The following is a 13199-nucleotide window of genomic DNA, read 5'->3' as shown; positions in this document are numbered from 1 at the left end:
AGAAAGCAACACTATGCAGCGCCCCGCCTTCCCGACGGGGCGTTTTTTTTAAGCCTTCAGCACGTAACCATACAGCCGCTTGATGCCATCAGGGTCCGTTTCACTGTAGACCCCCTGCAATTCAGGCGAGAAACCAGGCAGCATATTGACGCCCTCTTCCAGCGCCAGGAAGTAGCGCAGCACCGCGCCGCCCCAGACTTCCCCCGGCACCACGCACAGCACGCCCGGCGGGTACGGTAACGCCCCTTCGGCGGCAACGCGGCCTTCGGCCTCGCTCAAACGCACCAGCTCAACGTTACCGCGGATAAACTCGCGGTTTGCATCCTGCGGGTTCATCACCACGCGCGGGAAGCTCTGTTTGCGGAACATCTCTTTTTGCAGGTCTTTCACCTCAAAACTGACGTACAGGTCGTGCATCTCCTGACACAGCTCACGGAGGGTATAGTCGCGATAGCGAACCGGGTATTTGTTATAGATGGTCGGCAGTACGTCGGCCAGCGGGGTGTCGGCTTCGATATGCTGTTCGAACTGCGCCAGCATCGCCACCAGTTGAGCCAGCTTTTCGGCGCTCTCGGCAGGGGTGAGCAGGAACAGAATCGAGTTGAGGTCGCACTTCTCCGGCACGATACCGTTCTCACGCAGATAGTGCGCCAGAATCGTCGCCGGGATGCCAAAGTCAGTATATTCACCGCTTTCAGCATCGATGCCCAGCGTGGTCAGCAGCAGTTTGCAAGGGTCGACGAAGTACTGATCCTGGGCGTAGCCTTCAAAACCGTGCCAGCGGGCGCCTGGCTCAAAGCTGAAGAAATGACGTTCAGCCGCGATCTCTTCGGTGGGATAGTCCTGCCACGGACGTCCTGCCACCTGCGGCGGCACAAACGGTTGGATCATTTTGCATTGGGCGATAATCGCTTTACGCGCTTCAATCCCCAGCGCCACGCACTCCGCCCACAGGCGACGGCCGCTCTCCCCTTCGTGGATTTTGGCGTTAACATCCAGCGCCGCAAAGAGCGGGTAAAACGGACTGGTCGAGGCGTGCAGCATAAAGGCGTTATTCAGCCGCTTGTGCGGGCAAAACCGCGCCTGGCCACGCAGGTGGTTATCTTTCTTGTGGATCTGCGAGGTTTGCGAGAACCCGGCCTGCTGCTTATGCACCGACTGCGTGACGAAAATGCCCGGATCGTTTTCATGCAGATCGAGCAGCAGCGGCGAGCAGTCCGCCATCATCGGGATAAACTGTTCGTAGCCTACCCATGCGGAGTCAAACAGGATGTAATCGCAGAGGCTGCCGATTTTATCGACCACCTGACGCGCGTTGTAGACCGTGCCGTCGTAGGTGCCCAACTGGATCACCGCCAGGCGGAACGGACGCGGCGCATCGGCTTTCTCCGGCGCTACTTCCTGAATCAGCTTGCGCAGGTAGCTTTCGTCAAAGCAGTGGTCGTCGATGCCGCCGATAAAGCCAAACGGGTTGCGCGAGGCTTCGAGATAGACCGGCGTTGCCCCGGCCTGAATCAGCGCGCCATGATGGTTGGATTTATGGTTGTTGCGGTCAAACAACACCAGGTCGCCGCGCGTCAGCAGAGCGTTGCTCACCACTTTATTCGCCGCCGAGGTGCCGTTGAGGACAAAATAGGTTTTGTCGGCATTGAAGACCTTCGCCGCGAACTTCTGTGCGTGCTTGGCCGATCCTTCGTGGATCAGCAGGTCGCCGAGCTTAACATCGGCGTTGCACATATCGGCACGAAACACATTTTCGCCGAAGAAATCAAAGAACTGACGGCCTGCCGGGTGCTTTTTAAAGAAAGCACCGTGCTGATGTCCCGGGCAGGCGAAGGTGCTGTTATCCATTTCAACATACTGGGTCAGGGTGTCGAAAAACGGCGGCAGCAGACGTTCTTCGTAGCTGCAGGCGGAGGCTTCCAGCTCAAGCCACTCCTGTTCTTTACCGGTGATGACTGCGGTTACGCCCTGTGGCTTTGCCGGGCTGGCATCGCTCAGCAGATAGACGGGCAGATTAAAACCGCTGCGATTAAGCAGCGTGAGGATGCCGCTGCGGCTGTCCGCTTCGGTAATGACGACTGCCGCCACATCGGTAAAATCAGTACTGTCCAGCGCCACCACGCTGCGGTGGGTGGAGAGATGAGAAACCAGCGCGTGGCTGGCGGCAATGTGCATGGATTTCATTAGCGCGAATACCCGTTTCGGGAGAGTAAAAGGCTTCAGGCAAGGCGTTAATGCCTTGCCCAACGAACTGTCAGGGTCTGACTGGATCCCAGCTCCGACCGCCCGACATCAGTAAAAACAGACCGGGTCCGCTCTTACTGTTGTCCTGCAGTGAGCATGCGCTGCCGTCACCGCATGGGTGGCAGGTCATCAGAAGATAGCGTAGCAAGATGAGGCAGCTGATGCACCTGTGCGCTGCGGCAGTGGCGATATACAGACGGTGTTAGCATCCCAGCGGCCTCATGGTTGAAGAGAAGAAAATTCGCGCAATAATGTCACCTTTGACATACCCGCGCAAGATGAAATCTGTATGCAATCTGCTGGCATATTCGCAGGCCTTTACCGCACTTTCAGGTCATAATAACGCGGTGATCAGGGACAATGAACAGGAGCTTCACAGTGGTTACAGGACCTTTTATTAACGCCGGCGCGGTCCTTTTGGGCGGTATTCTGGGCGCGCTATTGAGCCAGAGACTGCCGGAGCGGATCCGCACGTCGATGACCTCTATTTTTGGTCTGGCCTCGTTGGGCATTGGTATTCTGCTGGTGATCAAGTGCGCCAACCTGCCGGTAATGGTGCTATCAACGCTGGTGGGAACGCTGCTTGGCGAAGCCTGTAACATGGAAAAAGGCGTCAATACCCTGGTGAGCAAGCTCCAGCAATGGCTCACGCCGAAAGGCAAAACCAAGGCCCCGGTGAATGCGTCGTTTATACAGAGCTACGTCGCTATTATCGTGCTGTTTTGCGCCAGCGGTACGGGGATTTTTGGTGCCATGCGCGAGGGCATGACCGGCGATGCCAGCATACTGATCGCTAAGGCCTTTCTCGACTTTTTCACCGCCACGATTTTCGCCTGCACCCTTGGGTTTGCGGTTTCCGCGATTAGCGTACCGATGCTGCTTATTCAGCTGTCGCTGGCGGCCTGCGCCTCGTTGATTATGCCGCTGACAACGCCGATGATGATGGCAGATTTTACCGCCGTTGGCGGGATGCTGCTGCTGGCAACGGGTCTGCGCATCTGCGGAATTAAGATGTTTGCGGTGGTGAACATGCTGCCCGCCCTGCTGCTGGCAATGCCGATATCACTGGCCTGGACGGCATTTTTCGCCTGAAGATGCGTGCTTTTAATTCGAACTGGTGATAGATTGTGCAGTCTGCATCAAATTGAATAAATTTCGTTGACGCAGCGAGGCGGATCGGTTTTAATGCGCCCCGTTGCCCGGATAGCTCAGTCGGTAGAGCAGGGGATTGAAAATCCCCGTGTCCTTGGTTCGATTCCGAGTCCGGGCACCACTATTTAGAAGAACCCGCCTATGGCGGGTTTTTTGCTTTCTGAGAACCGGACTCTCCATCGAACTCCGTTCGATTATTCGCGGGTAAACCGCTCACCCCTTCCGGGGCCAGCGCGACAGGCGCGCTGTTCAACGCCTGCGGCGTTAGTCCGAGTCCGGGCACCACTATTTAGAAGAACCCGCCTATGGCGGGTTTTTTGCTTTCTGAGAACCGGACTCTCCATCGAACTCCGTTCGATTATTCGCGGTAAACCGCTCACCCCTTCCGGGGCCAGCGCGACAGGCGCGCTGTTCAACGCCTGCGGCGTTAGTCCGAGTCCGGGCACCACTATTTAGAAGAACCCGCCTATGGCGGGTTTTTTGTTTTCTGCAATACGGACTCTTCATCGAATTCAGGTCGGCAAACAGCTGGCTGAAGAAAACACCTACGCGTAGGTGTAGGTGTAGGTGTTTTCACTTTCATTGATTAATTTTCAAAGTTGAACACTCTGGCCCAGTCAAAATCACGTGATTTTTCGATGCTATCTGGCCAATTAGAAAACCAATCAGGCTGTTCTCCTATATGTTCAAGCCGATCGAAGCTTGGCATATAAGGCTTAATATCAAGTAATAGTGAACCATTCTCAGCGTCAATATAACTTATATCCTACCTCCCCTTTTTCAATATCCACATAGGTAATTTGGCAACAGGTTAATGCGATAGGATTCGGCCGTTCAGGTGAACGCGTTGCAAATATTCCTACTATATTTGGTGCATGTAGATAAGGGGTGTCTACCGTAAGTACATTACGTGATCTGGAATTATCACAATGATTAAACCACCATAAAACCTGCATGTGGGGAATGCATTCCAATGTTGCCAGCGCTGCACGATACTCTGGTTTTAACACAAGGCGATACATATCTTGATTGACAACAACCTGACCAATCGACTCCATTTTGAGTGTGCTCATAATCCCTCGCTAAAAATTAACAATTTAATCAGTTGGTTAGTTAAAAACAGCGCTGTAAAATTAGTGTAGGGAAACTTTATAAATGGTGGAAGGATTATTTTTATAAAAAGGCTAACTGAACCCATCTTTTAATAATGGCATACGAGTGATCTTACCCAGCAATAGTGAATACCAGCCGTGGCGGGTAGTACTGTTCTTCATATTATCAGGCACGGCATAATCAGCGTGACAGCATAAGTGGCAAAGGGGAGTCAAAGCTGGGGTTAAGAAGGGAAAGTTCAAAGTGCTTAAATTGAGCCATGATGTTTAGTTATCTCAACTGGTGCATGACGGTATCTCAAAAACCTTTATTTCAACATATCAAATGTAAGTTTGAACGATGTTCAATGCGAAGAAAGGTGCACGGATAAAAAACCCGCCTGTCAGGCGGGTCTGTGCGTTCAGGAATACAGGGCCAATAGCAAATGCCGTGCGACGATCTGCGGCACGCCACTTACCCCGCCCCCATCCTTAGCCGAACAGCTTACCTTTAAGCAGGTTCATGCCTTCTGACAGCAGGTCCTGCTGGGCAGGCTCCTCGCCGTTGGGTGATAAGCCATCGACGATTTTAGGCAGATACTCAGAAATCACCGACGATGCTGTTTGCGGATCGATCCCCAGCTTATCGCTCAGATCCTGCAGCGCGGAGGATCCTAACGCCGACGACACCTGATCGCGGGAAACCGGCAAGTTGTTCTGCTGGCCGATCCACGATTCGACGATCTCTCCCAGCCCGCCGCCGCGCAATTTCTCCAGTACGCCCTGAATACCGTCCTGCTGCTGGATCCAGCTCATAATGGCCTGCAGCTGCTCCGCTTTACCGGCCTGCCCACCCAGCATGCCGCCAATCTGATCAAGTAACCCCATGACAGACTCCGTGAACTGTGTCGTGAATGAATGACGGGATAAGCGTAGTTCATAAATCACGTTCCGACGCGGTCATCACGTGCTGCACAAAGCGGCTCAGCTTCGGCAACGGGCGCAGATCCTGACGCCACAGCAAATGGACCGGTCGTGACTGAGGCGTGTAGGCGTCCAGTACCCGCACCAGTTTGCCACTGGCAAGCGCCTCGCTGAGCAGGACTTCCGGCTGTAATAGCAACCCGGCACCGGCGATGGCCGCCATTCGCAGGCCGTGCCCGTCATTGCAGCGCAGCACCGCATCACGCTTCCAGCGCACCGCGTCCTGTTCGCCCGGCAATATCCACTCGTTGCGCGCGGTCCATACCGTATGGGACAGACAGCGATGGCTGGCCAAATCCGCCGGGGTGAGCGGCGTACCGTAGCGGGCCAGATAATCGGGAGCGGCGCAGATCACCATGCGGTATGGACAGAGATATTTCGCCACCAGATCGCGGTTGTGAATATCGCCGATACGGATCGCCAGATCGATGCCTTCATCCACCAGATCGACCATCCGGTTGGTCAGATCCAGCTCGATGCGTACATCCGGCCAGCGCTGCAAAAAGCTGGCGGTGAGCGGCGCGATCACACAGGCGCCAAAGGAGGTTGGCGCGCTAATACGCAACGTCCCGGCGGGCGCCAGCCGCAGCCGTTCGACCGAGCGTTCGGCAATGGCGACCTGTTCCACAACCCGCCTGGCTTCCTCATAATAGACCCGCCCGGCGTCGGTCAGACTCTGGCGACGGGTATTGCGCTCAAGCAGTCGGGTGCCGAGCTGGCGCTCGATATTGGCGATGTATTTCCCAACCATCACCGCCGACATCTCCAGCCGCGATGCCGCATCGGTGAAGCTACCGCATTCCACCACGGCGATGAGTATCTCCATTCCGCGCAGCTTATCCATATTGCAAACCTCTGGTTAGTAATCATCTAACTTTTAGCCAGTTTATCCGATTCCTGTTTCATTAAAGAATAGAGGCTCACCACAGATAAGGAGCCAGCCATGAAAATCATCGTTATCGGAGCCAGCGGTACCATCGGACAGGCGGTCAGTGAAGCACTGAGTCACCAACATGACGTGATTCGCGTGGGTCGTACCCACGGCGATTTCCAGGTTGATATCACCTCGCAGTCAAGCGTTGAAGCGCTGTTTGAAAACATCGGCCAGGTCGATGCCATCGTCTCGGCCACCGGCAATCTGTTCTTTGGTCCGCTGGCCAGCATGACCGACCAGGATTTCAATCAAGGTTTGCAGGATAAGCTGCTGGGGCAAATTCGCCTGGCGCTGACCGGGCAGCACTACCTGAATGATGGCGGCTCGATTACCCTGGTCAGCGGGATTGTCGCTCACGAACCGATTGCCCAGGGCGTCAACGCCACCACGGTGAACGCCGGACTGGAAGGATTTGTCCGCGCCGCCGCCTGCGAACTCCCGCGCGGGATCCGCATTAACCTGATAAGCCCCACCGTATTGACGGAATCGCTCGCGACCTATGACAGTTTCTTCCCCGGCTTCGACAGCATTCCCGCCGCAACCGTCGCCAGGGCCTATCGCCGTAGCGTGGAAGGGGTGCAGACTGGGCGGATCTACACCGTCGGCTACTGATTCACTCCATCACCGGGAGCGACGGCCAGCCAGACGCTCCCGGCTGACAGGCCGCTTTTACCAGCCCGGTTAAACAACACATGTTTTAAATATTGATCCGCTGCACACTCTCACTAAATAGCGCGGAGTGTGAGCGCTTTCGCATTCTTAATTTCCGCTGCCGCATCCCGCTTCAATTCACCCTATTCAGGAAACAAACCAATTCATTGATTTATTTGAAAATAACAATTCTTATCTTTAAAAATCATGGTGCAGACATCCGCCACAAATTCTCCACAGAATAACCAGGCCTTTTATACCGTGGCTGACAACCAATCATTCCGGACAATTTTCACCGAGGCGGAGTTTTATCTGCCTGAAAATAACCTTCCAGCGAGTTAATTATTAAATCGCCTTTTAGATAGCAGAAACCGCTGCAAAATGGTTTTTCGGGTTTATTCGCGCCGTTGAATCAGGCGCCAGGACAGAGGTAAAGCATTTTTTTTATATCGACGTTAGACATTTTTAATAATTTCTTAAATGCTGCGAGATTGTGACAATGGTAAACGAAATGTTATGATGAGTAGATTAGCTGTACTCCTCATTGGAATATCCATCTATACCCTAAATAATTCGCGTTGTAGGCAGGCGGCGACGCAGAGAATCTCCGGGAGCTTACTGAAGTAAGTGACTGGGGTGAACGAGTAACGCCAACGCCCATACAACTTGAAGTATGACGGGTATAACGCTGACTTAGCCTCGCAGTGATGAGAGAGCGCCATGACTAAACATCAATCTGTGCCTGTTGAAAATCTTGAAAGTAATACCATAAGACCCATTCCCCTTAATATGCGACACGGTAAACCCAGCGATCTTTTTACCATTTGGTTTGGTTCTAATATTATGCTGCTCACCGTTATTACCGGTGCCATGTCCGTCACTATTTTCCATCTTTCATTTTTCTGGTCAGTGATTGCATTACTTATCGGCAGCCTGGTTGGTGGCCTGTTTATGGCGCTACATTCTGCTCAGGGGCCTAAACTGGGCGTGCCGCAAATGGTACAAACCAAAGGTCAGTTCGGCTCCTATGGTTCCGTGCTGGTGGTATCGATAGTCGTATTAATGTATATCGGCTTTACCGCCTCCAGCCTGGTATTAGGCGGGCAATCCATGCATGCTATCTATAAACCGATGAACTCAGATATCGGTATTATTGTGGTAGGTGCGCTCAGCTTATTCGCAACCATTTTTGGTTATAAAATCATCCACTCCTACGCCAGAATAATGTCGTGGATTTCAGGGATTGTGCTGGCGGCGACCTTTTTATGGATCGTCTTTGTGCACGGCCTGCCGGTCGATTTTCTCGATCGCGGCGGCTTTAACGGCGTCGGCTTCCTCGGGGCCGTCTCCATTGCCGCCCTGTGGCAGCTGGCCTACGCACCATATGTCTCTGATTACTCACGCTATATGCCCTACAGCACCAACGACAAGAGCGTGTTTTACGCCAGCTACTTTGGCTGTATTTTAGGCTCATATCTGCCGATGATCCTCGGGGTGCTGGTCGCCACCTGCATTGGTAATGATGATATTATTCAAGGCATTATCGACCTCACCGGCGGCATGGGTGCGGTGGTAATTGTGGTTCTGGCCTTAGGGATCGCCGCCACCAACTCAATGATGCTGTACTGCGGCGTGCTCTGTACCTTGACCCTGGGCCAGACCTTTATTGATGGCTGGTCGCCGATGGCGCGGGCCAGAATCATTACCGCGATTCTGACGATGCTCCTCGAAATCGCGCTGGCAATTTATGGTCAGGAAAACTTCTTATTAATCTATACCAACTTTATTACCGTGCTGTTGTATGTGCTGGTGCCGTGGACCGCCATTAACCTTGTGGATTATTACCTGGTCGCCCACGGTGAATATGATGTTGAATCGTTCTTCAAACGTGATGGCGGCGTCTACGGTTATTTTAATGCGACCGCCATCTTCTGTTATTTATTAGGTATTGCGGTAGAAGTGCCGTTTATGTCAACGGCTATATATACCGGCCCGATTGCGTTATCAATTGGCGGGGCTGATTTATCCTGGATTATTGGTCTGCTGGTGGTTTCACCTGTCTATTACACGCTCTCAAAAGCGAAGACCGTCAAGAAGATGGCTTTTGCTAAAGAGAAAGCTTAAGCAATACATTCCCTCAGTGTTTATTCCTGACTCCGGATACCCTCCGGAGTTTTTTTTACCCACGTTTTCCCACGACCAGCAGAATATGGCACGCGGAAATATCCCGCGCTAAACGAGAAAAAGAGGAAAAAAAAGCGCCCAATAATGGGCGCTTTATCGTTATCGTCATCGTCATCGTCATCGTCATCGTCAGGAGACGGCCATCCAGTGGCGCAGGTTATCTAACATCGCCAGGCATTTCTCCAGTTCGGCCAGCGCAATAAATTCATCCGGCTTGTGCCCCTGCTCCATGCTACCCGGCCCACAGATCATCGTCGCCACGCCCGCCTCGTCAAACAGACCGCCTTCGGTACCAAATGCGACGGTAGCAAAGTCAGCATTTCCCGCCCACTGCGCCAGCCAACCGGCAAACGCCGACTGCGGGTCGCTCAGCAGGCCTGGATACTGGCTGAGGGGATGAAAGCGAATCGTGGCGTCCTCCGCCACCGCACGCATCGCCGGTACCAGCTCTTCTTCGGCATAGGCCTGCAGCCCGGAAAGGGTATCGTCGAGGGAGACATCCGGCAAATGGCGAATTTCAAAATCGAACTGGCAGCGTTCAGGCACGATATTCAGCGCCGCGCCGCCGCTAATTAGCCCCACCTGCACCGTGCTGTACGGCGGGTCGAAACGCGCATCCTGGCGCAGCGCCAGCTTTTCACCCAGCACGCCTAATCGGGTCATCAGCTTCGCCGCATACTCAATGGCATTCACCCCTTCCGGGGCATAGGCCGAATGGCAGGCCTTGCCGTGAATATGGCAGCGCATCGCTAACTTGCCTTTGTGGCCATATACCGGGCGCATCCCGGTGGGCTCGCCGATAATGCACAGCGCGGGCTTCTCCGTTGAGGCTTTCAGGTGGTTGACCAGGCTCCGGACGCCCAGGCAGCCCACCTCCTCATCATACGAGAAGGCGAGATGCAGCGGCATGGTTAATGGCTGGGCGAGAAACGCGGGCACGGAGGCCAGAACGCAGGCGATAAAACCCTTCATATCGCTGCTGCCACGGCCGTAGCACAGGCCGTCGCGGAGAGTGAGTTCAAAAGGAGGGACCGTCCAGCGCTGCCCGTCAACCGGGACCACGTCGGTATGACCAGAGAGCATCACCCCGCCCGGCCCCGGTGGCCCCAGACGAGCATAGAGATTCGCCTTTTTACCCTCCTCGTCAAAAAACAGCCGGGATTCAATGCCAAAACCGCTCAGAAAGCGGTTTATGAAGTCGATCATTGCCAGATTGGATTCGCGACTGGTGGTATCAAAAGCCAGTAGCGTTGCCAGTATCGTTGTCGCTTGATTATTCATCGCCCGGCACTCCGTAACTGGGGGCCTCCCGCGGGTCGAGCGCACGCGTGATATAGGCCTGCATCTGCGGTTCATACGCCTGCCAGAGCGTGGAAAGCTCCCCGATGGGATCGTCATCGCTCCAGTCCACCCGCAGGTCGACCAGCGGCCACGAGTAGTCATCCACCACTTTCACCGCCGCAGAATGCACCGGGCCGGCCTCACCGCCGCAGGCCAGTCCGGCCTTCAGGGCGGCAATCAGCCGCATCGCCATTTCACCTTCGCTACGCTCGAATCCGCTCACCATCGCCTCAACAACCGACGGGCTGGCCAGCATATTGCCGCCGGCGATACAGCTCTGCCCTTCGGCAACGTGGTAAATCCCGAGGGTTTTATCCCCGCTGAACGAGGCGGTTTTGCCGTTGGCATCGATGGCGATAATTTGCCGGTAACGGCTGAAATCATCCTCCGCCAGCGCGCGGCGCAGGGCCTTTTCAGGCTCAACGCCCTGCTCCAGCTGGGCCAGGGCGATCTGCCCCAGCGCCGGTAAAGTAATATTCTGACTGGACACCGCCCCCACGCCGGCCTGGAGCCACGGGCAACGCGCGCCGACGGCAATGCTGGAGGAGCTGATAGCAATACCAAACTGCCCGCTTTCCGGGCAATAAGCAGCAATAGAAAAGGTCATGGTGGCTCCTTATTTCACGTAATCATCAGGGATCACGGCAATCACATCGATCTCCATCAGCCACTGCGGCTGCGCCAGCGCGGAAATCACCAGCCCGGTGGAGATCGGGAAGACGCCCTTCAGCCACTTGCCCACTTCCTGATACACCGGCTCGCGGTAGCGCGGGTCAATAATGTAGGTGGTGGTTTTCACGATGTGCGACAGCTCGCTGCCGGCCTCTTCCAGCAGCTGTTTAACGTTTTTCATCGCCTGCTCGGCCTGGGCTTGCGGGTCGCCCAGCCCCACCAGGTTCCCGGAAAAATCGGTCCCTACCTGACCACGAACATAGACGGTATTGCCGGCGCGAACCGCTTGGCATAAATCGTTATCCAGGCTCTGATTCGGGTAGGTCTCTTTGGTGTTAAACATGCGAATACGGGTATGGGTTGGCATCTTGTTTATCCTGTTCAATGGGCGAAGGTTCAGCGCTGACCGGCGGACTGGTACTGGCTGTATTTGCGTTGGGTGGCGATATGGTCCGCAATGTGTTTTGCGTCATGCCAGACGCCCCAGATAAAGGTTGAGCCACGGCGTGACAGCCACGGCAATCCGAGGAAATAGACCCCCGGTTCGCTGGAGACACCGCGCTGATGCTGCGGCCGACGCTGCTCATTGAAAGCGTTGACGTTCAGCCAGCTGTAATCCACCGCATAGCCCGTCGCCCAGATAATGGTGGTGATCCCGGCATCGGCGAGATTCAGTGACAGAATCGGTGTCGTCATGCACGACGGGTCGGGTAAAAACTCGCGCGCCTGTGGCTCCGGCGGCAGATCGAGGCCGTTTGCCTCAACGTAGCGATCCGCAGCATCCAGCAGCGCCAGGTAGTTTTCATCTCCGCGACGGATGTTGTCACACAGATCCGCCTGGAAGGTGGCCGTACCGGATTCAAAGGCTTTGGTCAGCCCCACCAGGGTGATGCCGCGCTGCGCCAGCTGGCGGAAATCGACGGTATGCCCGCCGTGGGCGCCGCTTACCGCGATGGTGACATGCTCTTTCCCCGGCGCGCTGGCAGGCGCATCCCACATGCCCAGCACCCCCAGCCACCAGCAGAAATCGCGATCGCGGTAAGCGCGTGGTGGACGGTCGTGGGCGCCAACGGACAGATAGACCTGGCGGCCCGCACGTTGCAGTTCGTCGGCAATCTGTACCCCAGAGGAACCCGCCCCGACGACCAGCACCCCACCAGCAGGCAGCTGTTCGGGGTTGTAGTAGCGGGCAGAGTGGATCTGATGGATCTCGCTCTCTTTCGGCGCAATCGCCGGGATCACCGGTTTCTGAAAGGGCCCGGTCGCCGCCACAATGCGCTGCGCTTCAATCACGCCATCGGTGGTTTCGATGGTAAATCCCGGACGCCCGCTGTTGCGTACCGCGCTCTTGACCTCCACCCCGGTACGCACGGGCAGCGCGAATTCCCTGACGTAATCTTCAAAATATTCCGCTACCCCCTCCTTGGGAATGAAGCTGTCGGGATCCCCCCCCTTAAACTCCATGCCGGGAAAGCGGTCATGCCACGCCGGACCATTCGCCACCAGCGAGTCCCAACGCCCGGTACGCCAGGCTTCCGCAATGCGGTTTTTCTCGATCACCAGATGTGAAATGCCAAGCTTCGTCAGATGCTCGCTCATGGCAATACCGGCCTGGCCCCCGCCCACAATCAGCGTATCAATATTTGTTTTTTCTACGGTCATAACATGTGTCCTTCGAATGGTGTTCAATCGCCAGGAATAAACCACTGCGCAGGACCGAGGTTAATAAACCGTAACAAACAGGTAAATTATTATAAATTTAGAACCTGAGAATAAAATAGTGATGCAGAGTGCAGCACCTTGAATAGTCTGAATAAATATAAAAAACCGCAGGATATCGGGCCTGAAACAGCTCAATAAAAGTCGTGAAATAAAAATAATGCGCCAACGCTCAAGCAATAAAAAATAGGTTAAGAGCCTCGTTTTTTTATATTTAAGCCGTC

General features: G+C 54.8%; 11 protein-coding genes and 1 tRNA gene. 4 read left to right on the top strand and 8 right to left on the bottom strand.

Translation table 11 applies throughout. The annotated features are described in order from the left end of the window. Positions 1-48: 48 nt before the first annotated feature. A complete protein-coding gene (locus HF679_RS22190) occupies positions 49-2187 on the bottom strand; it encodes an ornithine decarboxylase (protein ID WP_187042379.1) in 2139 nt (712 codons plus the stop codon). A gap of 438 nt (positions 2188-2625) precedes the next feature. Here HF679_RS22190 and HF679_RS22185 point away from each other — a divergent pair, with 438 nt between their 5' ends. After that, positions 2626-3339, top strand: a complete 714-nt coding sequence (locus HF679_RS22185) for a DUF554 domain-containing protein (protein ID WP_123756490.1) — start codon at positions 2626-2628, stop codon at positions 3337-3339. A 105-nt stretch (positions 3340-3444) separates the two neighbouring features. After that, a tRNA-Phe gene (locus tag HF679_RS22180) sits at positions 3445-3520 on the top strand. A gap of 628 nt (positions 3521-4148) precedes the next feature. Here the strand turns inward: HF679_RS22180 and HF679_RS22175 are convergent. The 3 genes from HF679_RS22175 to HF679_RS22165 form a co-directional block, all read right to left on the bottom strand. Continuing rightward, complete coding sequence (locus tag HF679_RS22175; RefSeq protein ID WP_199733699.1) at positions 4149-4472, bottom strand: TrmO family methyltransferase; 324 nt, start codon at positions 4470-4472, stop codon at positions 4149-4151. A 510-nt stretch (positions 4473-4982) separates the two neighbouring features. After that, positions 4983-5378: a YidB family protein gene (locus HF679_RS22170; protein WP_123756488.1), complete on the bottom strand. Its 396-nt coding sequence runs from the start codon at positions 5376-5378 to the stop codon at positions 4983-4985. A 49-nt stretch (positions 5379-5427) separates the two neighbouring features. Beyond that, entirely contained in the window at positions 5428-6318 is an 891-nt protein-coding gene (locus HF679_RS22165; RefSeq protein ID WP_123756487.1) for a LysR family transcriptional regulator, read from the bottom strand. Positions 6319-6417: 99 nt separating this feature from the next. On the opposite strand from HF679_RS22165, the gene HF679_RS22160 reads away from it, so the two are divergent. Both HF679_RS22160 and HF679_RS22155 read left to right on the top strand, forming a co-directional pair. Then, entirely contained in the window at positions 6418-7020 is a 603-nt protein-coding gene (locus HF679_RS22160) for a short chain dehydrogenase (RefSeq protein ID WP_123756486.1), read from the top strand. Between the two features lie 759 nt (positions 7021-7779). Then, positions 7780-9183: a purine-cytosine permease family protein gene (locus HF679_RS22155; protein WP_123756485.1), complete on the top strand. Its 1404-nt coding sequence runs from the start codon at positions 7780-7782 to the stop codon at positions 9181-9183. A 189-nt stretch (positions 9184-9372) separates the two neighbouring features. Here the strand turns inward: HF679_RS22155 and argE are convergent, their stop codons facing one another. From argE to HF679_RS22135, 4 genes are read right to left on the bottom strand one after another with little or no spacing between them, the layout of a single operon-like run. Further along, positions 9373-10524 carry an acetylornithine deacetylase gene (argE, locus tag HF679_RS22150; protein WP_187042378.1) on the bottom strand — a complete coding sequence of 384 codons (1152 nt, stop codon included), beginning with the start codon at positions 10522-10524 and terminating at the stop codon, positions 9373-9375. Beyond that, complete coding sequence (locus HF679_RS22145) at positions 10517-11191, bottom strand: DUF1028 domain-containing protein (RefSeq protein ID WP_123756483.1); 675 nt, start codon at positions 11189-11191, stop codon at positions 10517-10519. Before HF679_RS22145 ends, argE begins: the two co-directional genes overlap by 8 nt. 9 nt (positions 11192-11200) lie before the next feature. Beyond that, positions 11201-11623 carry a RidA family protein gene (locus HF679_RS22140; protein ID WP_123756482.1) on the bottom strand — a complete coding sequence of 141 codons (423 nt, stop codon included), beginning with the start codon at positions 11621-11623 and terminating at the stop codon, positions 11201-11203. Between the two features lie 29 nt (positions 11624-11652). Then, positions 11653-12918 carry a flavin-containing monooxygenase gene (locus tag HF679_RS22135; protein WP_123756481.1) on the bottom strand — a complete coding sequence of 422 codons (1266 nt, stop codon included), beginning with the start codon at positions 12916-12918 and terminating at the stop codon, positions 11653-11655. Positions 12919-13199 lie beyond the last annotated feature (281 nt).

The organism is Enterobacter sp. JUb54 (genome assembly GCF_014298075.1).
Lineage (GTDB): Bacteria > Pseudomonadota > Gammaproteobacteria > Enterobacterales > Enterobacteriaceae > Klebsiella > Klebsiella lignicola.
The sequence above is the reverse complement of the archived record's forward strand: the minus strand, read 5'-3'. Positions and strand labels throughout refer to the sequence as shown.